Annotated in this window: 20 protein-coding genes; 13 read left to right on the top strand and 7 right to left on the bottom strand. The window is 62.7% G+C overall.

All coding sequences use genetic code 11. The features are described from left to right. From M0D68_RS12875 to M0D68_RS12865, 3 genes are all read left to right on the top strand, one after another. Window positions 1-1,185, top strand: coding sequence for a cystathionine beta-lyase (locus M0D68_RS12875; protein ID WP_266224441.1), 1,185 nt, complete (start codon window positions 1-3; stop codon window positions 1,183-1,185). Between the two features lie 230 nt (window positions 1,186-1,415). Beyond that, window positions 1,416-1,829 (top strand): hypothetical protein, encoded by a 414-nt coding sequence (locus M0D68_RS12870; RefSeq protein WP_266224440.1) that lies wholly within the window; start codon window positions 1,416-1,418, stop codon window positions 1,827-1,829. 49 nt (window positions 1,830-1,878) lie between these two features. Further along, window positions 1,879-2,010 (top strand): hypothetical protein, encoded by a 132-nt coding sequence (locus M0D68_RS12865; protein ID WP_266210658.1) that lies wholly within the window; start codon window positions 1,879-1,881, stop codon window positions 2,008-2,010. Window positions 2,011-2,060: 50 nt separating this feature from the next. Here the strand turns inward: M0D68_RS12865 and serB are convergent, their stop codons facing one another. Continuing rightward, window positions 2,061-2,900, bottom strand: coding sequence for a phosphoserine phosphatase SerB (serB, locus tag M0D68_RS12860; RefSeq protein WP_266224438.1), 840 nt, complete (start codon window positions 2,898-2,900; stop codon window positions 2,061-2,063). Window positions 2,901-3,293: 393 nt separating this feature from the next. Here serB and M0D68_RS12855 point away from each other — a divergent pair, with 393 nt between their 5' ends. From M0D68_RS12855 to M0D68_RS12840, 4 genes are all read left to right on the top strand, one after another. Then, window positions 3,294-4,550: a cytochrome P450 gene (locus tag M0D68_RS12855; RefSeq protein WP_266224436.1), complete on the top strand. Its 1,257-nt coding sequence runs from the start codon at window positions 3,294-3,296 to the stop codon at window positions 4,548-4,550. A 224-nt stretch (window positions 4,551-4,774) separates the two neighbouring features. Then, on the top strand, window positions 4,775-5,773 hold the full coding sequence (locus M0D68_RS12850; protein WP_266224435.1) for a Ku protein: 999 nt from the start codon (window positions 4,775-4,777) through the stop codon (window positions 5,771-5,773). Window positions 5,774-5,828: 55 nt separating this feature from the next. Then, window positions 5,829-8,831: a DNA ligase D gene (ligD, locus tag M0D68_RS12845; RefSeq protein WP_266224433.1), complete on the top strand. Its 3,003-nt coding sequence runs from the start codon at window positions 5,829-5,831 to the stop codon at window positions 8,829-8,831. Between the two features lie 44 nt (window positions 8,832-8,875). Next, window positions 8,876-9,178 (top strand): hypothetical protein, encoded by a 303-nt coding sequence (locus M0D68_RS12840; protein ID WP_266224431.1) that lies wholly within the window; start codon window positions 8,876-8,878, stop codon window positions 9,176-9,178. 164 nt (window positions 9,179-9,342) lie between these two features. Here M0D68_RS12840 and M0D68_RS12835 read toward each other — a convergent pair whose 3' ends face one another. Continuing rightward, window positions 9,343-10,308 (bottom strand): LysR family transcriptional regulator, encoded by a 966-nt coding sequence (locus M0D68_RS12835; RefSeq protein ID WP_266224429.1) that lies wholly within the window; start codon window positions 10,306-10,308, stop codon window positions 9,343-9,345. 163 nt (window positions 10,309-10,471) lie between these two features. Here M0D68_RS12835 and M0D68_RS12830 point away from each other — a divergent pair, with 163 nt between their 5' ends. Both M0D68_RS12830 and M0D68_RS12825 read left to right on the top strand, forming a co-directional pair. Beyond that, a complete protein-coding gene (locus M0D68_RS12830; protein ID WP_266224427.1) occupies window positions 10,472-11,488 on the top strand; it encodes a zinc-binding alcohol dehydrogenase family protein in 1,017 nt (338 codons plus the stop codon). Between the two features lie 289 nt (window positions 11,489-11,777). Continuing rightward, complete coding sequence (locus tag M0D68_RS12825) at window positions 11,778-12,341, top strand: DUF6013 family protein (protein WP_200621598.1); 564 nt, start codon at window positions 11,778-11,780, stop codon at window positions 12,339-12,341. 110 nt (window positions 12,342-12,451) lie between these two features. On the opposite strand, the gene fetB is transcribed toward M0D68_RS12825, so the two are convergent. Together fetB and M0D68_RS12815 are read right to left on the bottom strand one after the other, a co-directional pair. Beyond that, a complete protein-coding gene (fetB, locus tag M0D68_RS12820; protein WP_266224425.1) occupies window positions 12,452-13,258 on the bottom strand; it encodes an iron export ABC transporter permease subunit FetB in 807 nt (268 codons plus the stop codon). After that, window positions 13,255-13,965, bottom strand: a complete 711-nt coding sequence (locus M0D68_RS12815) for an ATP-binding cassette domain-containing protein (protein ID WP_200621597.1) — start codon at window positions 13,963-13,965, stop codon at window positions 13,255-13,257. The genes fetB and M0D68_RS12815 overlap by 4 nt, the downstream gene beginning before the upstream one ends. Before the next feature lie 186 nt (window positions 13,966-14,151). On the opposite strand from M0D68_RS12815, the gene M0D68_RS12810 reads away from it, so the two are divergent. Beyond that, window positions 14,152-16,617 (top strand): AsmA family protein, encoded by a 2,466-nt coding sequence (locus tag M0D68_RS12810; protein WP_266224423.1) that lies wholly within the window; start codon window positions 14,152-14,154, stop codon window positions 16,615-16,617. 138 nt (window positions 16,618-16,755) lie between these two features. Here M0D68_RS12810 and M0D68_RS12805 read toward each other — a convergent pair whose 3' ends face one another. Continuing rightward, window positions 16,756-17,250 carry a hypothetical protein gene (locus tag M0D68_RS12805; RefSeq protein ID WP_028196609.1) on the bottom strand — a complete coding sequence of 165 codons (495 nt, stop codon included), beginning with the start codon at window positions 17,248-17,250 and terminating at the stop codon, window positions 16,756-16,758. Window positions 17,251-17,651: 401 nt separating this feature from the next. Here M0D68_RS12805 and M0D68_RS12800 point away from each other — a divergent pair, with 401 nt between their 5' ends. From M0D68_RS12800 to M0D68_RS12790, 3 genes are all read left to right on the top strand, one after another. After that, on the top strand, window positions 17,652-19,262 hold the full coding sequence (locus tag M0D68_RS12800) for an ATP-binding protein (protein WP_266210666.1): 1,611 nt from the start codon (window positions 17,652-17,654) through the stop codon (window positions 19,260-19,262). A 78-nt stretch (window positions 19,263-19,340) separates the two neighbouring features. Next, window positions 19,341-19,820, top strand: coding sequence for a response regulator (locus M0D68_RS12795; RefSeq protein WP_054039505.1), 480 nt, complete (start codon window positions 19,341-19,343; stop codon window positions 19,818-19,820). 79 nt (window positions 19,821-19,899) lie between these two features. Continuing rightward, window positions 19,900-21,891: a response regulator gene (locus tag M0D68_RS12790; protein ID WP_093632674.1), complete on the top strand. Its 1,992-nt coding sequence runs from the start codon at window positions 19,900-19,902 to the stop codon at window positions 21,889-21,891. 171 nt (window positions 21,892-22,062) lie between these two features. Here the strand turns inward: M0D68_RS12790 and mscL are convergent, their stop codons facing one another. Continuing rightward, window positions 22,063-22,512, bottom strand: a complete 450-nt coding sequence (gene mscL, locus M0D68_RS12785; RefSeq protein WP_054039506.1) for a large conductance mechanosensitive channel protein MscL — start codon at window positions 22,510-22,512, stop codon at window positions 22,063-22,065. A gap of 87 nt (window positions 22,513-22,599) precedes the next feature. Then, on the bottom strand, window positions 22,600-23,634 hold the full coding sequence (locus tag M0D68_RS12780) for a pyridoxal-phosphate dependent enzyme (RefSeq protein ID WP_093632675.1): 1,035 nt from the start codon (window positions 23,632-23,634) through the stop codon (window positions 22,600-22,602). Between the last annotated feature and the right edge of the window lie 5 nt (window positions 23,635-23,639).

The following is a 23,639-nucleotide window of genomic DNA, read 5'->3' as shown; positions in this document are numbered from 1 at the left end:
ATGACCCAATCCAAACTCAAACGCGGCCTGCAAACTAGCATCGTGCGTCACGAAGACCAGCTTACGCCGGGCTTCGAATCCTTCTCGACGCCGGTGACGCGCGCTTCGACCGTCGTGTTTCCCGATCTCGCGACGATGCGCGCGCTCGACTGGAAAAACGACGCGCAATGGCGCTATGGCCTGCACGCCACGCCGACTTCGCTCGCGCTGGCGCAGCGGCTTGCCACCATCGAAGGCGGCAATCACGCGTTGCTGCAGCCGTCGGGTTTGTCGTCGATTTCGAACGTGTACTTCGGCCTCTTGAAGACTGGCGACGATGTGCTGATTCCCGATAACGTCTACTCGCCGAACCGCGATCACGGCGACTGGCTGGCGCGCGATTTCGGCATCACCGCGCGCTATTACGATCCGATGATCGGCGCGGGTATCGCGGATCTGATCCAGCCGAATACGCGTTTGATCTGGCTCGAAGCGCCCGGCTCGGTCACGATGGAAGTGCCCGACGTGCCCGCCATCGCCGCGGCGGCGCGTGCGCGCAACGTCGTCACGGCGATCGACAATACCTGGTCGGCGGGGCTCGGTTTCCGGCCGTTCGACCACGGCGTCGACATCTCGGTGCAGGCCTTGACCAAGTACCAGTCAGGCGGCGGCGACGTGCTGATGGGCGCGACGATCACAGTCGATCGCGAGTTGCATCTGAAGCTGAAGGCCGCGCGCATGCGCACGGGTATCGGTGTGTCAGTGGATGACTGTTCGCTGATTCTGCGCAGTCTGCCGAGCATGCGCTTGCGTTTCGAACAGCATGACCGTGCAGCGCTCGGCCTCGCCACCTGGCTGAAGACGCGTCCGGAAATTGCCGCGGTCCTGCACCCGGCGTTGTCCGACTGTCCAGGGCATGAGTTTTTCAAGCGCGACTTTACCGGCGCCGGCGGACTGTTCTCAGTGGTGTTCGACGCACGTTACAGCGCGGCGGAAATCGACACGTTCTGCGAGTCGCTCGAGCTGTTTTCGCTCGGCTGGAGCTGGGGCGGTGCGCACAGTCTCGCGATGCCGTACGACGTCACCTCGATGCGCACGGAAGGTCAATGGCCGTATCGCGGCACGCTGGTCCGGTTCTATATCGGCCTGGAAGAAGAAGCCGATTTGCGCGCGGATATCGAACAGTGCCTGACGGCGCTGAGTTGAGCGTCTGAGCGCTGGCTGCTGATTGCCGGCGATTGCAGAAGTCGAGAAAGCCCATTGTGACGTGTTCACGATGGGCTTTTTGTTTTGTCAAGATGGCCAGTAAGCCTAACCATTCGGCCGAATGGTCGGCGCCGGATCCCGACGCTACGATGGTGCGAACTTTACTAACGGTTGCCGCACTATGGTGAGTTTCGATGAATCTTTTTTTCTGGATGTTACTGAATCTTGGCGTGCCGATTGTCGGCCCGATCTTTACGCTAGCGCTCGTCGCACCCACGCACGGCTGGCGCGTCGCGAAGGCGTTGATTGCCGCATCAGTGAAAGACGGCCAACTGTTCTGGTGTGCGATCGGGCTGTGCGCGGCCGCGGTTTATGAGGCGGTGACCGCGCTGGAGCGGGGAAGTGGCGTGGTGCCGATCCTGGCCTTCGCCATCGCCGGACTCTGCATCGTGGCGTTTTCCTGTTCCACTATCGTCATGTCGGCGCTGGTCAATGCGCATCATGACCGGGCGGGCACGCAAGCTCACAATCGGCGGACACCGGACGTTGCCGGTTTGTTATCGCCCGTAGCAATTGGCGCCTCTATTTTTGCAACGGCCGTCGCCGCAGTTCTGTTTGCAATCCTACACGTGCGCCTGATTTAGTTTTTTTAGATAACGCAGCAATTATACTAATCAGCTTAAGGAGGCACTCATGCACAAACTATTCACGTTTCTGGAATCCGACGAAAATTTCGCTCGTGTTGTGAAGTGGGCTAACGTTGTGAACGGCACCGTTGCGGTCAGCGTGTTAGGTGTGTTCCTGATCAGCTATCTCAACAAATAATGCTCTTGTCAGCGCTGGCCGCCATCGCATCGGCCAGCGCAAAGCCGGCTTCAAAACAGGCGCAGCAAACCATCCAGCCCAACGTGGTTGAACGCCACACTGGCTGCTTCGCGCACTACCGGCTTCGCACGGAACGCTACCGAAAGTCCGGCAGCCGCCATCATTTTCAGATCGTTCGACCCATCGCCCATCGCAATCGCGCGGGTTGACTCGATGCCCAGTTGGGCGCATGTCTCGCGCAACGTGCGTGCTTTCACGTCGGCGTTGACGATCTCGCCGATTACCTTGCCGGTCAACTTTCCATCCACGATTTCGAGCGTGTTCGCGTGCGTGAAATCGAGGCCGAGCCGGGCTTTCAGTTTTTCGGTAAAGAACGTGAATCCGCCCGACACCAGCAGCGTTTTCAATCCGGTCGCTTTCGCGCCGGCCAGCATTCGTTCGGCGCCCGGCGAGAGTTGCAGCCGCTCTTCATAGACGCGTTCGAGCGCGCCGGCGTCGAGCCCCTTGAGCAGCGCCACGCGGCGCGTCAGGCTCTCGTTGAAGTCCTTGATTTCGCCGCGCATCGACGCTTCGGTGATCGCGGCGACTTCCGCTTTCAATCCGCAGAAGTCGGCGATTTCGTCGATGCATTCGATCGTGATCAGCGTCGAATCCATATCCATTGCGACGAGGCCGAAGTCACGCAACTGGCGGCCGGGTTCGACAAACGCGTAGTCCAGTTGATGCGTGCTGCAATAGACCTCAAGGTCGCCGCGCTGCGCAACGTTCGCGTCGGCGATACGAATCGCGTTCGCGTCGATGACAGCGGCGCGTGAGCCGCGCGCAAGCGCGACGAGCGTTTTGTGGTGGTCGGCGGAAAGAGGCGCGGTGCTTTGGATGACGAGGTTCATGGACGACGCATTGAAGCGGAAAAGGGCGGCCGCGCGAGGCGCGCGGAAAATTCCGTCATTGTAACGGTTCGGCGGCGTGCGGCCCGCAGGGGCAGCCGACAAAGGGCGACAGGTATCCGCGGGCGGCACTCGAGCCGACGGGCGGCAATTGGCCAATAGACAAACAAACGACCGGCCAGGAGGCCCATCGCCTGGCACATCGCGTAACCATCTGGGCAATCCACCGTGCAACGATCAGGCGCCCGCGTCATACTGGCGCTTCGAACGACGCCTCGCAGCCTATCGAACCCGCCAAGCCCGTCGCGCCCAAAAGGCGCGCAGCACACCCGCACGTGGCAAGCCTCGGCAAGGTATCGGCACCCATGACGAGGCGCACTACCACGGAGACAAGCAATGCCCCCTGCGACAGTCAGCGACGCGTCCGCCCTCGCACGCGATTTCGATCTGCGGCAACTGAGCCCCGCGTTCTATGCCGACCCATACCCGGTCTACCACGCGCTGCGCACCCATGAACCGATCAAACGCATGCCGGACGGCTCGCTGTTTCTGACGCGTTTTCGCGACGTGCAGGCGGTCTACCGCGACCCGAAAACATTCAGTTCCGACAAGACCGTCGAATTCAAACCGAAGTATGGCGACTCGCCGCTCTACACCCACCACACCACCAGTCTCGTCTTCAACGATCCGCCGCGTCACACGCGGGTGCGCAAACTGATAGCCGGCGCGCTGACGGCGCGCGCGATCGCGGCCATGGAGCCGGGGCTGATCCGCCTCGTCGATGGTTTGCTCGATGCAGCCGCCGCGCGTGGCCGGATCGATCTGATTGGAGAATTCGCGTCGGCGATTCCGGTCGAGATCATCGGCAATCTGCTGGATGTGCCGCACGCAGAGCGCGAGCCGTTGCGCGACTGGTCGCTGGCGATCCTCGGCGCGCTGGAGCCGTCGCTGAACGAGGCGCAACTCGAACGGGGCAACCGGGCGGTCACGGAATTTGTCGACTATCTGCGCGATCTGGTGGCACGGCGCAGGCGCGAGCCTGGCGATCCGCAACACGACGTGCTGACGCGCCTGATTCAGGGCGAACAAGGCGAACAGGGCGGCGAGCAATTGTCGGAAGCGGAACTGCTGCAAAACTGCATCTTCATCCTGAACGCCGGTCATGAGACCACCACGAATCTGATCGGCAACGGTCTCGTTACGCTCACCGGCTGGCCGGAGCAGCACGCCGCGTTGCTGCGCGAACCGTCGCTGATAGAGTCGGCGGTCGAAGAGTGTTTGCGGTTCGAGAGCTCGAATCAGCTGGGTAACCGGATGGCCACCGTCGACACGGAGATCGGCGGCGTCGCGGTGGCGCGCGGTACGCCCGTCACGCTGTGCATCGGCGCGGCCAATCGCGACCCCGAGCAGTTCGCGGAGCCGGATCGCTTCGACATCCGCCGTGATCCGAACCGGCATCTGGCGTTCGGCTTCGGCATTCACCAATGCGCGGGGTTGTCGCTCGCGCGACTCGAAGCGCGTATCGCCATTGGGCGCTTCGTGCAGCGCTTCCCGGCGTATCGGCTCGACGGCGAGCCAACGCGTGGCGGGCGGGTGCGGTTTCGCGGCTTCGCTGCGGTGCCGATCGAACTCGAACCGGCAAGCGGTGGTTGAAGATCGGCGCTTGCCGAGCACCGTTAGACGAGCCGACAAGCGCCGTATCTTTTGCCGACATGACGCAAGACTTACAGCCGATGCCGGCGGCAACCTGCACGGCGCCAAGGCGGCAATAGCGCCCAGAACCGTGGCAGCCACCGCCGTGCCGCGCGAGCGAAAGCGCGCAAAACCGTGGCACGCTTGCTGCTTCACCAAAGGTCTCAGGCCTTGGGGAGCGCACGATGGCACACATGATCTGGAAGGGCGCAATCAGCTTTGGCCTCGTCCACGTTCCGGTGCAGTTGTATCCGGCGACGCAGTCAGAGAAAGTCGGCTTCAATCTGCTGGACAAGCGCTCGATCGATCCGATCGGCTATAAGCAGATCAACAAGCGCACCGGCAAGGAGGTGGCGCGCGAGAACATCGTGCGCGGTTTCGAGTACGAAAAGGACAAGTACGTCGTCCTCTCCGACGACGAGATTCGGGCGGCCAATCCCGAGTCGACACAGACGGTCGATATCCTCGCCTTCATCGACGCACCCGACATTTCGTTTCTCTATCTCGACACGCCATACTTCCTGACGCCTGACCGCAAGGGCGAAAAGGTGTACGCGCTGCTGCGCGAAGCGATGAAAGCGTCGGGCAAGATCGGCGTGGCGAGTGTCGTGCTGCACAACAAGCAGCATCTCGCGGCACTTATTCCGGTCGGGCCGATGCTGGCGTTGAACACGTTGCGCTGGGCCGTCGAGGTGCGCGACTTCGACGAATTCAAATTGCCGCCGGAAGGAATGAAGGCGGCCGGCGTGACCACGCGCGAACTCGACATGGCGAAAAAGCTGATCAACGACATGAGTGACAAGTGGGATCCATCGCAGTATCACGACACCTTCCACGATGACATCATGGCGCTGGTCGACCGAAAGATTCGCGCGGGTAAGACCGAGGAAATCACCGAGGTCGAGGCGCCGCGCGAATCGCGTCAATCTGCCGACATCCTCGATCTGTCCGATCTGCTCAAGCGCAGCCTCGGTCGCGGCAAAGGCAAGCCGGCGGCGGGCGCGCGCAAGCATGCCGCGGACGATGACGAGGAGGGCGACGATGCCGAAGCCGAAGCAGCCACGCCAGCCCGCAAGAAGCCGCGTGCAGTGCGCTCGGCGGCCACGGGCCGCAGCGGTGGCAAGACCAGTGGCGCCAGCGCCAAGTCAGCCCCGGCTGCACGCAAACGGCGTGCGGCCGCCTGATCGCTCGCTTGATCGATAACACCGCACCAGCTCGATCCACGACGAGTTCATCTCCATGAACGACAGGCTCGATCTCTACAGCCGCAAGCGCCGCTTCGGCGAAACGCCGGAGCCATCGGGCACGGCTGCGCGGAAGAAAGCCGGCCGCAAGAGCGCCGCGCGCATCTCGAACGAGGCGCTGTCATACGTGATTCAGGAGCACGACGCGCGGCGCTTGCATTACGACTTCCGCCTCGAACTGAACGGCACGTTATTGTCGTGGGCGGTGCCCAAGGGGCCGAGCCTCGACCCGTCGGTGAAGCGGCTCGCGGTGCATGTCGAAGATCATCCTGTCGAATACGGCTCTTTCGAAGGTGAGATCCCGCCTGGCAACTACGGCGCGGGGACCGTGATCGTGTGGGATCGCGGGACGTGGGAGCCGGTCGGCGGCGCGGCGGAGGCGGCCAGATCGTATAAGGCGGGCAAACTCAAGTTCCGGCTCTTTGGCGAAAAGCTGCACGGTGGCTGGACGCTGGTGCGCAGTCACATGCGCGGCAGTGGCGACAAGGAGCAGTGGCTGCTGATCAAGGAGCGCGACGATGAAGCCCGTGATCAGGACGAATACGACGTCTTGAAGGAGTGGCCTGGCAGCGTACTGGAGGGCAGTGGGTCGGCGGGCAAGCGCGCAAAGGCCACGAGAACCGCGACAAAAACGGCTGCGAGCGAGTCCGCACGCCAGAGCGCAAGCAAGACCGGAGCGAGGACTGCAATCAAGGCCGCCAGGACTGCAAACGTCGCCAGTGCCAAAGAAACAGCATCGAACTCGAACATCACTGGCAGGAACCGCGCGAAAGCCAGCTCTTCAAGCCGTCCCGACCCGAAAAAAACCGACATCGTGTCGACCCGCAGCACACAGTCACTGCGCGAGCTTGCCGCATCGCCCTCAATTGAAGGCGCGGTCAAGGCCGCGTTGCCCGCCACCTTCAAGCCGCAACTGGCTACGCTCGTCGACGCCGCGCCACCCGGTGATGAATGGGCATACGAAATCAAGTTCGACGGCTATCGTGTGTTGACCCGCATCGATCGAAACGCAAAGACCCGTACGCTCAAGGTGTTCACGCGCGCAGGCAACGACTGGACCGCGAAGTTCGGCAAGCAGGTGAAGGCGTTCGAACGACTCGACATCGAAAGCGCCTGGCTCGACGGCGAAGCGGTGGTGCTAGACGACAACGGCGTACCGAGTTTTCAGGCGCTGCAAAACGCATTCGACGCGGACCGCCCGCAGGACATCGTCATCTATCTGTTCGACGTGCCGTTCCTGAACGGCTACGACCTGCGAGACGTGCCACTCGAGCAACGCCGCGCGATTCTGCGCGCGTTGTTGGAAGGGGGGGATGGGCACGATGACAGCGTACTGCGCTTCTCGAACGACTTCGCGTTCAGCGCCGACGATCTGCTGAAGAGCGCGTGCGACATGGCGCTCGAAGGCATCATCGGCAAACGGCGCGATAGCGGCTATACCTCGGGGCGTTCGTCCGCATGGATCAAATTGAAATGCCGACGCCGCCAGGAATTCGTGATCGGCGGCTATTCGGAGCCGGCGGGTAGCCGTGCGGCCTTCGGTGCGTTGTTGCTTGGCGTCTACGACGAGAAAGGCAAACTGCAATACGCCGGTCGTGTCGGCACGGGTTTCGATGCGGCGTTGCTGCGCTCGCTCAAGAAGGAACTCGACGCGCACGCCACCAGCCGCATGCCGTTCGCCAGCACACCGCGCGAGCGCAGCCGAACGCCGGTGCATTGGGTCGAACCGGTGCTTGTCTGCGAATGCAATTTCGCTGAATGGACGAGCGAGGGCATCGTGCGGCAGGCGTCGTTCGTGAGTCTGCGCAATGACAAACCGGCGCGGCAGATCGTCAGGGAAGCATCCCGTAAAGGAGCCGATGTGCAGGAGCAAACCGATACCGCATCCGACACCGTGGCGAAGAAGCGCACAACGAAAAAAGCCATCACGAGTGCCGCATCCGAGCCAGCTAAAAAAGGCGCAGCGAAGACGTCTGCGACCAATGCCACAGCGACCAAAGCCACCGCAGCAAAGAAGCCGGCCAAAAACACACCGACCGCGAAAGCAACAACCAAAGCGCCCGCAACAAAAACCACGGCAGCGAAATCAAAAACCGCTGCAACACCAGCCTCAGTCGCCGGCGTCCGTGTATCGCATCCCGACCGCGTCATCGACAAAAGCACCGGCACCCGCAAAATTGATCTCGTGCGCTACTACGAATCGGTCGCCGATTGGATGCTGCCTCATCTGCAGGACCGGCCGGTGTCGCTGGTGCGCGCGCCCGAGGACATCGGCGGCGAGCTGTTTTTCCAGAAGCATAGCCAGAAGCTGTCGATTCCCAACGTCACACAGCATCCAGGACTCGACCCTGGTCATCCACCGCTGATTACAGTCGATACGCTCAAGGCGCTGGTCGGCGCCGCACAGATGGGCACGATCGAATTTCACACGTGGAATGCCGTGGTGTCAAACATCGAAAAACCCGATCGCATGGTGTTCGATCTCGACCCGGACGCATCGCTCGGTTGGGAGCGGATGATCGAGGCCGCGCAACTGACGCGCTCGCTGCTCGAAGAACTCGGTCTGACCTCGTTCTGCAAGACGAGTGGCGGCAAGGGGTTCCACGTGGTGGTGCCGCTCGCTAAGCATGCCGGCTGGGACGAGGTGAAGACGTTTTCGCAAGCCGTCGCGCAGCATATGGCGACGACGTTGCCCAAGTACTTCAGCGCGAAGATGGGCGCCCAGAATCGCAAGCAGAAGATCTTTGTCGATTACCTCCGCAACAACCGCGGCTCGAGTACGGTGGCCGCATTCTCGGCACGCGCCCGACCGGGGCTGGGCGTTTCAGTGCCGCTCTCGTGGGACGAAGTCGCCACCACCACGAGCGGCGATCAATGGACCATCGAAAACGTACATGAGCGTCTGGCAGACCTCAAGCGCGACCCGTGGGCGGACTACGCAAAGACACGTCAACGCATCACCGCAGCGATGAGAAAGCGTCTGGATGACGCGGAGTGACCGCGATCCAGCCAACCTGATTCAATCTGAAAAAGGAGCAAACCATGAAGACCTCAGCGCAATCGTCCGACGGCGAGAAGCAGGCCGACCCGCACGCAAAGAAGTCTCCGCGTTCGCGCGAAGAAGCGTCGGCGCCGCTGCCGCATGAAACCGATCAGGACCCGGAATCGCAACACGAAGACGCTCCGCGTCGTGTCGGCAAGCAGGCGCATCGCGACATCGAGCGCGGACTGAAGGACACGGACCGCCGCGGCGGTGACGAGTATCAGCAAAAGACGCAGAACGATGCGCACGTGGACGTCAACTCCGATGGCAAAGCAAGTGGTGGCAGGTCCAGCAAGCGCTGATGTTAGGTGCGCGCTGATCCGCGTAAAACGTTGCGTCGTGCTGGTCCGGCGTGTCCGCAAATGAGCCGTCGCGGCCGCACTTTGAACCGGATCCTATGCGCTCGCACCGAGGCCATCGGTGATCACTCAGCGCCTTGGTGCGGCCCAGCGTTTGGCCCACCGGCTCACCCCGGCTCCACATCCCAGTAAGGCGGATCGCCAAAATGCGCGACAAGGAACTCAATAAACGCGACCGTCTTCGGCGGCACGAACGCACGGCTTGGATAGACCGCCCAGATCGCCACCTGCTCCGCGAGCGGATAGGTGTCGAGCACGCTGACCAGTTCGCCGCTGCGCAGATACGGCGCCACGTCCCACGTCGACTTGAGCGCGATGCCGAAACCGGCCAGCAGGGCGTCGCGAATGACTTCGCCGTTGTCGACGACGAGGCGTCCGCTCACGCGCACCGTAAGCGGTCCGGCGGGCGTCACGAATGCCCAGTCCCGCTGGTCTGACAGGATGATGCATTCGTGCTGTGCGAGGTCCGAAGGATGGTGCGGCGCTCCACGCGCGGCGAGGTAAGCGGGCGCGGCGCATAGCACGCGGCGGTTGACGGCGAGACGCCGCGCCACCAGCGACGAATCCTTGAGCACGCCGACACGGATCGCCACGTCGATACCCGCATCGACCAGATCGACCATCTGATCCGTCAGACGCAGATCGACGCTCACGCCGGGATAGCGGCGCAGAAACTCGCTGATTACTGGCGATACGTGCTGCCGCCCGAACGACGATGGCATCGATACCCGCAAGCGCCCCTGCGGCTCGGCCTGCGCGCGGCCCACCGAGGCGCGCGCGGCATCGGCTGCGTCGAGCAGCGCCTGAGCGCGTGTCATGAACACTTCGCCGTCCTGCGTGAGACTGATGCGACGGGTGGTCCGATGCAGCAGCCGCGCGCCGAGGAGCCTTTCGAGCTGCGCGATGCGCGAACTCGCCACCGCTGCCGACAGGCCGAATTCGCGGCCGGCCGCCGACACGTTGGCGAGCAGGGCGGCCCGCACGAACAGGGCGACGTCTAGCAGATCGAGTCGTTCCCGTTCGCCGGACGAGGGCTTGACGGCGGGTTCCACGGGGTCGGCAGGATGGTCCATTTTTCTGAAATTCAAAAAGATGTTTCAGTCATTATGATGCTTTTATGAGAATAAGAACCGCCTTAGGATGACGGCAATGCGATCGAATAGCCCTGCACGGCGCGAGGCGCTGTCGGCACCGATCGCCGGTTTCTCAACCTCATCAGAAAAAACAGGAGCTGTGATGAAAGCTGTAGGTCTCCATCGTTACTTGCCGATCGATCATGCCGAGTCGCTGGTCGATGTCGAAATTCCCAAACCCGAAGCCGCCGGCCGTGACCTGCTGGTGAAGGTGGAAGCCATCTCGGTCAATCCGGTCGACACCAAGGTGCGCGCCCCGAAAGACACCGTCGAGAAAGCGCCGCGGGTGCTCGGCTGGGACGCCGCCGGCACGGTGGTGGCGGTTGGCCCCGACGTCACGCTGTTCAAAGTTGGCGACCCGGTTTTCTATGCGGGCAGCATCACCCGGCCGGGCGCGAATAGCGAGTTCCATCTGGTCGACGAACGCATTGCCGGGCGCAAGCCGGCGTCGCTCGATTTCACACACGCGGCCGCTTTGCCGTTGACCGCGATCACGGCGTGGGAAGCACTCTTCGACCGCCTCGGCGTGTCACCGCAAGGCGCGGATGAAGGCCGCACGGTGCTGATCATCGGCGGCGCGGGCGGGGTCGGTTCGATCGGCATTCAGCTGGCCAAGCAACTCGCGAAACTCAAAGTGATTGCGACCGCCTCGCGCCCTGAATCGGCGAAGTGGGCGACGGAGTTGGGCGCGGATCATATCGTCGATCACTTCGACCATATGCCCGCGCAGTTGAAAAAGCTCGGCATCGACCAGGTCGATTACGTGCTGATCTTCAACGATACCGACAGTAATTTCCCAGCAGCCGCCGAAGTGGTCAAGCCGCAAGGCGGCATCTGCACGATCGTCGAAAACAGCCAGCCGGTGCCTGTCGAACTGCTGAAGGCGAAAAGCGCCGCGTTCCACTGGGAGTTCATGTTCACGCGTTCGATGTTCAGCACGCCGGACATGATCGAGCAGCATAAGCTGCTCACCGAGGTGGCGCGTCTCGTCGATGCAGGCACGTTGCGCACGACGGTCGGCCAGAATCTCGGCATGATCAACGCCGACAATCTGCGCCGTGCGCATCGGCTGCTCGAAGAGGGGCGCGCGATCGGCAAGCTGGTGCTGACGGGCTTCTAGCCAGAGCTGGGGTTGGCGTTCCTGTCACGTCGCACACGCAGAAAACGCCTCAACGCAAGCGGGGTAACACCCGATTCGTATGAAGCGCGCGCAGCGCCGCTTGGCGGTAGACTGGTGGGGCATCATGCTAAAACAGTTGCGCGTCTCGCGGCTCGTCTGGCAGGGCCTCAGCTGGGTGTTAACCAGGTGCTACCAGGTATTAACTCGGCGTGAATCAGGCTCCAGTCAGGCGGTGCATTGGCAGTAGCGCTTGAGCGGGCGCGCAGCGGTACAACAACGAGGTGACAGTATGAGCTCCAGCTTCAAACTCTCCGCCGTTTCAGTTGTTGCTTCTCTCGCATGCGCGCTCGCGCCCGGCATGCTCGTGACGCCAGCTCACGCAGCCACGCCGATCACGGTGACGTCGCAGTCCGCTCTCGACGGGCCGATCCGCTATACGGTCCGCGTCACGTCGAAACAGTTCGGCAATTCACAGGAAACGCGTACGATCCGCTCCGGCGAATCAGACGACTTCACGTGGAAGACGGTGCCCCCAGGCGGCCCCGTGCCCGCGACGGATAGCTGCCCGAATTACTCGTCGCTGCCAACCGATACCAACGGCGCGATGATTCGCCAGACGCAGATCCGTTTTGCGCCGGTCGTCGGCAGTGACGGCACCGCGTCAGTGCAATTGAGCTTCCAGGCGCAGACCCCGCATGGCGTCAAGACGGTGACGAGCGGCGGCAAAACGCTCAAGTGTCCGAACAGCGTGGCAGTCAGCCAGATTCTGCGTTTTACGATGCCGACCAACGGCAGCACGAAAACGCTGACGCTTAGTGACGGCACCGAAGTGGCGGTCACCGCGAAACGCTGAAGGCCACGCGTGAGGTCTGCGCGATGAGCGCAGACCTCACGCGCGCGGCCGATGAGGCAAACCGCGAACGGGCGACGCCAGCCGCGTCGCCCCGTGTACTGTTTGCCCCATCAACGCTGCGCCGCGGGCCGCTCCACCAGCCGCGCCGACAGAAACCGGTGCTCCGCCGAGAAGAGCCGCCGATACGTGAGCAGCACCGCGCCCACCGTCCCCAGGGCTGAGGCCGCGGCGATCAGGAACATGATCACGATCTGATAACGCACTGCCTGCAACGGCGACTGACCGGCCAGCACCTGCCCGGTCATCATGCCGGGCAAACTCACCACGCCGACCACGGCCATCTGATTCAAGGTGGGCATCATGCCCGCGCGCACCGCCTGGCGCGCCGGCGCCTGCGCCGCTTCCCAACGGGTCGCGCCGAGTGCGAGCGCCATATCCACACGGTCGCGCCGCGCGGTCAGTTCCTCGGTCATCCGTTCGATGCCGAGCGACACGCCGGTGAGCGTATTGCCGAGGATCATGCCGAGAATCGGAATCGCGTACTGCGGCTCGTACCATGGATGAATGCGGATCACGACGAAGAGTCCGACCGCGGCCACCAGCCACGAACTGACCCAGATCGACAGCACGCTGTCCGCACGCTGCCCGGCGTAGGTGCGGCTGCCGCGCTGTGCGCCCGCGAAGCCGGCGATCAGCGTCATCACGATCATCAAGGGCAACACCACGAACCAATGGTCATAGCGGAACACCCAGCCGAGCACATAGCCGATCGCCAGCAATTGCACGACGGTGCGTACCGCCGCCCACGCGAGCTTGCGTTCGAGATCGAGCTTGAGCGCCACCGACACGGCACCGTTCACCACGATCAGCAATGCGGCGATCGCGACGTCCCAGAGACTCAGATTTTGCAATGTCATTGGCCGAGCTCCTGGTGCGCGGGCGTCACGGGGGATTCGTCGAGCACGCCGGCGCGCATCGTGAGGTGCCGCTCGCTCATGCGCGCGGCTTGCGCGGGATCGTGCGACACCCACATCGACGCATGCCGGCCGGGTTCGGCCGCGAACCACGCGTGCACCAAAGCCTCGATCGCATGCGACGACTCCGGATCGAGCGAAGCGGTGGGTTCATCGAGCAGCAGCACTTCAGGCGCGAGTTGCAGAACGCGAATCAGCGCGGTGATCTGCGCTTCTCCGCCGGACAACTCGCTCGCGCGCTTGTCGAGAAAATCGTCGCCGCGGCCGGCCTGAGCGGCGAGGCCTGCAGCACGCGCGCGATCGAAGCGCACGTCGCGATAGGTCCGCAATTCGAACGGGTAACGCAGGTTGTCTTCGACGCTGCCGTCGAGCAGCGCGGGTCGCTGCCGGATATACGCGACGTTGCGCCGGTAACGCGGAATGGCGGCGCGCTCGACCGCCGCGCCGTGCCACATGATGCGTCCCGCATCGAGCGGATCGAGCAGGGCGAGGGCGCGCAGAAACACGCTCTTGCCCGAACCTGACGGCCCGGTGACCGCGACGCGGTCGCCGGCGCAAAGGGCGAAGGTCGTCGGCTGCAGCAGCGTTTGTCCGCGCAATGCATCGCGCCGGGCGATGCCTTCAGCGGAGACGAAGGGAACATCTGACATGAGTTGGATCGTGGTGGATTTTTTCGTGGATTCGGAGGCCGCCATGACATTTCCTTACGTTTCCATGGCCGGGAGACCTGTGCCGGCGCTGTGCGGCATGATAAAACGACCCCTATTAGACAATACCACCGGGCACGATACGTGCTGGTCCCCATGCACAACGAAGAAAAAAGACGGAGCTTTTCAATGGCAGTGTCGAGCACGATTGGAAGACGGATAGGAAAAATCATCGCATGGTTGCTGGCGATCATCGTCATTCTGATTGTCGCCCTGGCAATCTTCATCCTGACCTTTGACTGGAACCGGGCGCGCCCCTACATCGACGACAAGGTTACGCAGGCGATCGGCCGGCCGTTCGCGATCAACGGCGATCTGAAAGTAGGCTGGCAGCATCCGGTCGGCGAAACCGGCTGGCGTGGCTGGGTGCCCTGGCCGCGTTTCTCAGCGGCCAATATCACGGTAGGCAATCCCGACTGGGCCAAACAGCCGCACTTCGCGACGCTGGACGAAATCGACTTCCAGGTCAAGGTGCTGCCGCTGCTCGCGCATGACATCGTGATTCCCGCGATCAACCTTGTGAATCCTTCCGTCGACCTCGAACGACTGCTCGACGGGCGCAACAACTGGACCATCAAACTGGCGTCTTCCAGCGGCCCTTCCGAATGGAAGCTCGATCTGCACGACATCGCCTTTGCCAAAGGCAATATCGCGCTCTCGGATCAGCAGCAGAAGGTCGAGATGCAGATGGCCATCGATACGCTCGGCCAGCCGATTCCGATCGGCGAAGTGATGAAGCAGCAGGAGACGGCGTCGCGCAGCGCATCGGCGGAGGCGGTCGGTAAAGCGGGTGCGAGCAAGCTGACGGCGCAGGCTAACGCGCAGGCTGCATCGGAAGCGGCGGCAGCGTCCGCGGCGGCGGCTTCCGGTGCTTCGTCGACCGATATCAACGCGTCGGGCGCGACAGCGGCCACTGGCGCGTCGGGCGCGCTGATTGCCGGCGGAGCGAGCGAGGGCGCAAGCGGCGCCGCCGTAGCCTCGGCGCCGAACGCCAGCGAGGCAGGCGCGGCAACCGGCGCAAAGCCGACGATCCCGCCGTACGCGATCGGTTGGACCGTCAAGGGCACCTACAACAAGACGCCGGTTTCCGGCAGCGGCAAGGTGGGCGGCGTGCTGGCGTTGCAGGACGCGAACCGGCCGTTCCCGGTCCAGGCCGACGTGAAGGCCGGCGATCTGCGCGTCGGCCTCGTGGGCACGATTACCGATCCGGCGCATCTTGCCGCGGTCGATCTGCGTCTCTGGCTGCAAGGCAACAGCCTGGCGCGGCTATATTCGCTGACGGGCGTGACCTTGCCCGACACGCCGCCGTATGCCACCGAAGGGCGCCTGGTCGGCCAGTTCAAGCCCGGCGCCAACGTCTTCAAGTATGAAAATTTTACAGGCCGGGTGGGTGGCAGCGATCTGAATGGCTCGCTGACCTACACGGCGCGTGAGCCGCGTCCGCTGTTGCAGGGCGAACTGGTGTCGCATCTGCTGCAATTCGCCGATCTGGCGCCGGTCATCGGCGCGGATTCGAAGGCCAGCAAGGCCAAACGCGGCGATGCGACCGCGCAGCCCGCCAACAAGGTCCTGCCGGTCGAAGAATTCCGCACCGATCGCTGGAAGGCGATCGACGCCGACGTAAAGTTCACGGGGCGCCGCATCGTCAAGGACGCCAATCTGCCGATTACTGACCTGTACACGCACGTCGTGATGACCGACGGCGTGCTGTCGCTCGAACCGCTGAAGTTCGGCGTGGCGGGTGGCTCGCTGTCATCGGATATTCATCTGGACGGCAGCACGACGCCGCTAAAGGGCCGCTTCGCGACCTCAGCGCGGCATCTGAAGCTCAAGCAGCTGTTCCCGGACTTCAAGACGATGCAGAACGCGCTCGGCGAAATCAACGGCGACGCCGCGCTCACCGCGACCGGCAATTCGCCGGCGGCATTGGCGGCGACGTCGAACGGCGAGGTGAAAGCCTTGATCACCGACGGCACGGTAAGCCGCCTGCTGATGGAAGCCGCGGGTCTGAACGTGGCGAACGTGGTCTATGAAAAGCTGTTCGGCAATCGCGACGTGAAGATCAACTGCGCGGCGGCGGATTTTGTCGCGACGAACGGTGTGCTGGATTCGCGTGTGTTCGCGCTCGACACGGACGACGCGGTCATCAATATCGACGGCAACGTGAATCTGCGCGACGAATCGATGGATCTTGGCGTGCATCCGCATACCAAGGGTTTCCGGGTGTTTTCGCTGCGCTCGCCGCTGTATGTGAAGGGGACGTTCAAAGACCCGCACGTAGGCGTGAATGCCACCGCGCTGGCGCTGCGAGGGGGCGCCGTAATCGGGCTCGGGTTGATCAATCCGTTTGCGGCGCTGATTCCGCTGCTGGCGCCTAGCAATAACAAACCGCTGCCGTGCGGGGAGTTGCTGGCGCAGGTTCGTCAGGCGCCGACCGCGCCCGCGCCGGGTATGAAGCAAGCGCCCAAGCCCGCCATTTCCCTCGACGGCGCGCCGGTGAACAAGTCTCCCGCGGGCGCTTCCTCACCGGCTGCGGGCGACAGGAAGCCTGCGGTCACGTCGCCGCCCACGGGAGCTGAATACAAGGGGAGTTAATGTTTTCTGCTGCGTCGGCGGACTGGTGGAGTTGGTTCTTCGGGTCCGGCCTTGCCTTTATTTTCTTGTGGCTGATTAGCGCTCCCCCAATACGGGGCGAACACTAATCAGTCGCAACAGGCAAAGGAAAGAAAAGAATTACCGTAGCGAGCGCGGAGCAGCATCTCCCGCCGCGTCCTGCCTGCGAACCCCTCGCCGGGCGCCGCCAACGCGGGTGGCGCCAAACTCCGTCAGAATCTTGCCGCGGGCTCGGCTGGCAAAGACCAGGAACCCGAATCCGTCGGCTTCATACCAATACCCGCCGTTCTCGAGACCATCGAGCGGCTGTTCCAATGCATTGGTAATGGATTCGATACAACGCCGCCGCAATTCGGCGGGCGCGGGATAGGGCGGCTGGGCGCCGCGGACGCTGCACAGAAGAACGTCGAGGCCGGGCAGCACATGCGCATAGAGCACCGGCTCGTCCTGTGCGCGAGCGCGCGCAATTTTGGTGTCGAGCTGACCGAACGGCTTGAAATGCCGTAGTACCGCGAGGAACGACTCATCGCCGTCCACCTTCGCGCGTCTACGCTTTTTCGGGAAGGACATAAAAATTCGCCTGAAAAAGAATTGCAAGAAACGCAGCGTCCTCATGCGACAACTCCCGGCTTCGCGCGCCGCACGTCGATCTTTTATAGCATACGACAAGGCCGGATTCACGATGATTCGGCTTCTACGCCGTTCTCACCGCCTCCCGCACGAATCATGCCGAACCGCCTCGCCGCGCGCTTTCGCTTCCCAGCACATCTGTCTCCATCATAGACGCACGCGCCGCCGAAAAAACAACTCGTATCAATAAAAAAGTCATTTTTATGTGGGCGAGCGCATCTAGCCGCTACGTTGAAATATCTCACATTCACGTCGATAATGGCCCGTCCGGCTGCACCGCGGCGTGCTGGCCAGTCCTGCACCGCAACCGCCCGCCCGCCCGCATGCCGAGGCGAGGCGCATGGTCCGTGCGTACTGCCGTGGCTTGAACGACCCTTCGGGCGAACATGAAACTATTCACCAAGGGTCTGCTGCTGATTGCAGTGCCGAGCGCGGTCGAGCTGGCGCTTCTGGGCGTCGTCTTCGATACCCAGGAGCAAACAGCGCAGGCCGCGCGGTGGGTCAGCAACAGCAAGCAGATCCTTTATCAGTCGTCGGCCATTGTCGATCCGCTGCTGCGTCAGGCCGCGCGGGTCCGCACGGGTATGGTCGTCGGCGATCCGTCGTTTGTCGACCGCCATACTGTATGGGTCGATCTCGGCGACCGCCTGTCGAATCTGGAAACGCTGGTGGCCGATACGCCGCAACAGGTCACGCGTGTGCGCAAGATGCAACAGGCGATCGACGCGTATCGCATGCAGGCCACTGAGATCTCGCAGGCGCTGCGTGCCGGACACAACCTGAATTCGTTTGCCGCGCAGGACACGGGCGCGCTGCCCCAGCAGATCGCACTGTTTCGCGATCAGCTTACCGAGTTCGGCAACGAGGCTTCGCGGCTCGACACCGAGCGCGGCGCGGCCCTGGCACGGCGCCGCGAACGCCAGCAATATGCGCTGATCGCCGCGGTGTTGGGCTCGATGCTGATCTGGGCGGCCACTGCGGTCGTGTTCGCGCGCAGTATTGGCCGGCGGCTGGAGGTATTGACCGGCAATGCCGAGCGCCTGGGCAGTGGGCGGCAGCTTGCGGCGCCGCTCTCCGGCAGCGACGAAATTGCCGCGCTCGACGCCGTGCTGCATCAGACGGGTGAACGCCTGCGTGAGGCCGAAGGCGAGCAGGCCAAGCTGAAAGTGCGGCTCGAGGCGCGCGCGCGGGAACTGGCAGGCGTCAACGAGGAGCTGCGTCAGGAGACGCAAGACAACGAAATGTTCATCTACAGCGTGTCGCACGATTTGCGCTCGCCGCTGGTGAATCTGCAAGGATTTTCGAAAGAATTGCAGGTGTCGTGCGACGATCTCGACAGCCTCGTCGAGGCGGCCAAACTGCCGGAAGCCGAACATCGGCGTATGACGCATATTCTTGACGGCGACGTGCGCGAGTCTCTGCAATATCTACGCACCGCGGTGACGCGGGCGGCGGCGATCATCGACGCGCTGTTGCGGATTTCACGCGCCGGGCGGCTCGAATATCAGTGGCAGCGGGTGAGCGTCGGGCGGGTGGTGGGCAAAGTGGTCGACGCACTGCAAGGCGCCATCAGCCAGCGCGGTACGGTGGTGACCGTGCGCGAGTTGCCGCCTGCATGGGGCGACCCGGGTGCGATCGAGCAGATTTTCGGCAACCTGATCGGCAACGCGCTCAATTATCTCGACCCGGCGCGCAACGGGCGCATCGAGATCGGCGCGCTGGAGCCGGAACCGGTCGACGAAACCGAGCCGCGCGCGTTGCGCACGCGCACCTATTATGTGCGAGACAACGGACTCGGGATTCCGGCGGCGTATATGTCGAAGGTATTCAGGGCGTTTCAGCGCCTGCATGGCGACGTCGCGAACGGAGACGGCATCGGCCTCGCGGTGGTGCGGCGTATGGTAGAACGGCATGGCGGCCGCGTTTGGGTCGAATCGGCCGAAGGTGCGGGATCGACTTTTTTTGTTGTGTTACCAGAACAGCCTGCGCGCAATTGAACCGCGACCGGCGCGAGAGAAAACGGTGGGGATAGTTAAAAGCATGATGCAAAAACGGATTGTCAGTACGGAGGGCATATGAGTCACGGGGAAACGGTCAGTATCGTGCTGATCGAAGATGACGACGGCCACGCCACGCTGGTCGAGCGCAATCTGCGCCGCGCCGGTATTTCGAATGGTTTCGTGCGCTTTCGCGACGGCCAGCAGGCCCTTGATTATTTCTTTGGTCCGGCGCCGGCGGACCCCGCTGCCAGTCCTTACCCACCTCGCGAAGATCTGACGAATTTCGTCGTGCTGCTCGATCTGAAAATGCCGCGCGTGGATGGCTTCGAGGTGCTGCGGCGTCTGAAGGATTCGCCACAGACAGCCGCGGTGCCCGTGATCGTGCTGACCACGACCGATGATCCGCGCGAAATCGCGCGCTGTTACGAACTCGGCTGCAACGTCTATATCACCAAGCCGGTCGAATATGATGCGTTCATCGAAGCGGTGCGCCGTCTCGGCTTCTTCCTGCAGGTGGTCAAACTGCCCTCGGGCCACCGGCTGGCCGCGCCGTGACAGAAGATTCACATGAAGGCGCTCCCAAAGCGACCCATGACAAGATAGCCACACCAGACCTAGCCAGAGAAGACTCCGCATGACCGAAGACGTGTCCACGCAGCCTGCCGCGTATGTGCTGGTCGTCGATGACGACGAAGGCATCCTGCGGCTCGCGCGCAAGTCGCTCGAACGCGCCGGCTGCCGGGTTGCCATCTGCGCGCAGGTCGAAGCGGCCCGCGCGCGTCTCGCCGCGGGTGCACCCGACCTGCTCGTGCTCGACTACCAGCTCAGCGGGCCGGAGACCGGCCTCGATTTCTTTCGCCGCCTGCGTGCGGAAGGCGTGCGGATCCCCGCCATCCTCGTGACCGGTTTTACTGACGAATCGCGTGTGATCGAAGCCTTGCGCGCGGGCGTATCCGACGTTGTGCCGAAATCCGGCGACTACCTCGATTACCTGCCCGAGGCGGTGGAGCGGGTGCTTTCCCAGGTGCGTTTGCAGAAGGCCTCGGACGAAGCCTTGCTGCTGCGCGATCGCGAACAGCATTACCGAACCTTGTCAGAGGCGTTGCCGCACCTCGTGCTGACCTGCAACGCCGCGGGCGATTGCGATTTCCTCTCGAAGCAGTGGTTCGACTACACCGGGCTGGCGGAAAGCAGTTCGCATGGTCTCGCGTGGCTCGAAGCGGTGCATCCCGACGATCGCGAAGAGATTCGCCGCACCTGGCTCAAAGCGGTGACGGGCGGCGCCGGTGACTATCGGCACGAACTGCGGATTCGGCGCCACGACGGCGCCTATCGCTGGTTCGACATCCGCGCGGTCGCCATGCGCGACGCCGAAGGCAACGTCAGCAAGTGGTTCGGCAGTTGCACGGACATTCATCCGCAGCGCGAGGCGATCGAGGAACGCGAACGGCTGCTCGCCTCGGAGCAGGCCGCCCGCCAGATCGCCGAAGAAGCCAATCGTGCGAAAGACCGCTTCCTCGCCATGCTGTCGCACGAATTGCGCACACCGCTCACGCCTGTTCTGGCAGGGGCTAGCGTGCTGGAGATGATCCCGGGTCTGCCCGATCAGGCGCGTGCGAGCGTGCGCATGATTCGCCGCAATGTCGAACTCGAAGCGCGCCTGATCGACGACCTGCTCGATCTCACGCGCGTGGCGAACGGCAAGCTGCGTTTGTCGCTTGAAACCGTCGACGTGCACGAAGTGATCGACAGCGTGCTCGAACTGTTTCGCAGCGAGATCCAGGTCAAGCAGCAGGACGTGCACGTCTGCACGAATGCGCAGCACCATTACGTGCTCGCCGACCGCGCGCGGCTGCAACAGATGCTGTGGAACCTGATTCGCAACGCCGCCAAGTTCACGCCGGACGGCGGCCATATCTACGTGCGCACGCACGATGAACGCATGCATGTGCAGATCTCGGTCGAGGATACGGGCATCGGCATCGAGCCCGAGCAGATCGGCAAACTGTTCAACGCGTTCGAGCAGGGCAACCAGAACATGACGCGGCAATTCGGCGGCCTGGGTCTCGGTCTCGCGATCACGAAGGCCCTGACCGACGTGCACGGCGGCACGGTGGTCGCACAGAGCCCGGGCGCACACTGCGGCGCGACTTTCACGATCACGCTGCCGACCGCCGCCGCGCCTGAGGAGCTCACGCCCGTTGCAGCGCCTGATGAGGTGCGTCATCACGCCCAGCTGACCATTCTGCTGATCGAAGACCACGTGGATACCGCCGAGGTGATGGCGCAGCTGATTCGCAGCCTGGGTCACGACGTGACCATGGTGGGCCGTGTGGACGATGCGCTCGCCGCCACCCAGTCGCAGACGTTCGATCTGGTGATCAGCGACGTGGGCTTGCCCGATGGCACGGGCCTCGATTTCGTCAAAGCGTTCCGCGAGCGTTCGGATGCGCCGGCAGTCGCGTTGACCGGCTTCGGTACTGACGACGATGTGCGCCGTTGCCTGAGCGCCGGCTTTACTTCGCATCTGACCAAGCCTGTCAATTTCGGACAGCTCGAGACGATGATCGAAAGCGCGGTGAATCAGAAGGCAGAAAAGAACGAAGGGGACGAAAAGAACGCTTAGTGTATTCGCCACGTCAACTCGACGCAGGTGGCGTAATCTGCGCGCGGTATGAAAAAGGCCTGTAGCGATTTCCTCGCGACAGGCCTTATTTATTTGCGCCGCTTAATGTGTCGACGCGAACGTTTAACGTGGTTCAGGTTGATCCAACTTGGGTGACTTAACTCCAGCGGCTCAACGCGGCGACGAGCTCTTCAGCGAATCGCGGATTTCACGCAGCAGCACGACTTCTTCCGGCGTTGGCGCCGGTTCTGCCGGCGCGGCTTCAGCCGGCTTGCGCAGATTATTGATGAACTTGACCATCAGGAAAATGATGAACGCGAGGATCACGAAGTTGATGGCCACGGTGATAAACGAGCCATAACCGAACACTGCCACGCCCGCCGTCTGCAAGTCTTTATACGACTCGGGACTGCCTTTGAAGCTGGCGGGAATATCGCCGAGGCGAACGAACTTGTTGGAGAAATCGAGGCCGCCGGTGGCAACGCCGACAACCGGCATGATCAGGTCTTTAACAATTGAATTGACGATGGTGGAAAATGCGCCGCCGATAATCACCCCGACGGCGAGATCCATTACGTTGCCTTTGAGGGCAAATTCCTTGAATTCCTTGATCATGCTCATATACGTTCCTCCCAGAAGTCGATTATCGAATCATACCAATCTGAGAAGGATAGGCTAGTCTTTTGGCACGGAAAGGAAGGATTGCGTTTATTCTGGAAACTGTGACTGGCTATGACGCGCCCGTTCGATATGCGCAGCAAAACTGACCGGATCGGTATTGGTGCCGCACAGCAGCACGCCCACGCGTTTGCCTTGCAGCGTTTCGCGCAGCGGTCCGAGCAGTGCCGCCGTAGCGGCGGCGCAGGCGGGTTCGACAGCGAGCTTCAGTTGTCCGAACAAGGTCAGCATCGCCGCGCGCAACTGGTCGTCGGATACGGTGACGAGCTGGTCGATATGGCGACGGCACAACTCGTAGCTGTATTCCTCGGTATGCGGCGATGCCAATGAATCGGCGATGGTGTGCATATGGCCCATCTTGACCGTGTGATTGGCGGCAAAGCTTTTGCCCATCACATCCGAACCTTCCGGTTCGACACCGTACAGGTGCACCCGCGGATTCGCGAGCCGCATGGCGGTGGCCACGCCGGCAGCGAGACCGCCACCGCCGATCGGCACGATCACCGCTTCGAGGTCGGGCGTTTGCGTGGCCCATTCATAGCCGAGCGTGGCTGAGCCGAGCACGGTGCGATAGCCGTTGAACGGATGCACGAAATAACGGCCTTCCTCCGCCTCGATACGGCGCACAAGCTCGAAGGCTTCGGCGAGGTTTTCCGCGAAGACGATGTCGGCGTGATATTGCCGGCACAAGGCGACGCGTGCCGGATTGGCGGCGCGAAACAGCACGACCTTCGCGCTAACGCCGAGACGCATGGCGGCGTACGCGACCGCCACCGCATGATTGCCGCCCGACACACAGGTGACGCCCGCACTGCGTTGCGCTTCGTCGAGCGCGAGCAGGTTAGTGAACGCGCCGCGCGCCTTGAAGCTGCCACCCGCCTGCAGCAACTCGAACTTGAAGTTCACCACCGTGCCTTCCAGCGACGGAAAATCGAGCCGGTCGAACACCGGCGTTCGCGTTACCCACGGCGTCAACGCAAAATGCTGTGTGGCGATGTTGTCGAGAGTGGGGATCGGCTCGCCGTTGATCGTGTGGTCGGTGTGCTGCGGTGTGGCGGTTGACATGGCGT

The sequence above is a fragment of the Paraburkholderia sp. SEWSISQ10-3 4 genome, assembly GCF_030464785.1.
GTDB lineage: Bacteria > Pseudomonadota > Gammaproteobacteria > Burkholderiales > Burkholderiaceae > Paraburkholderia > Paraburkholderia aspalathi.
The sequence above is the reverse complement of the archived record's forward strand: the minus strand, read 5'-3'. Positions and strand labels throughout refer to the sequence as shown.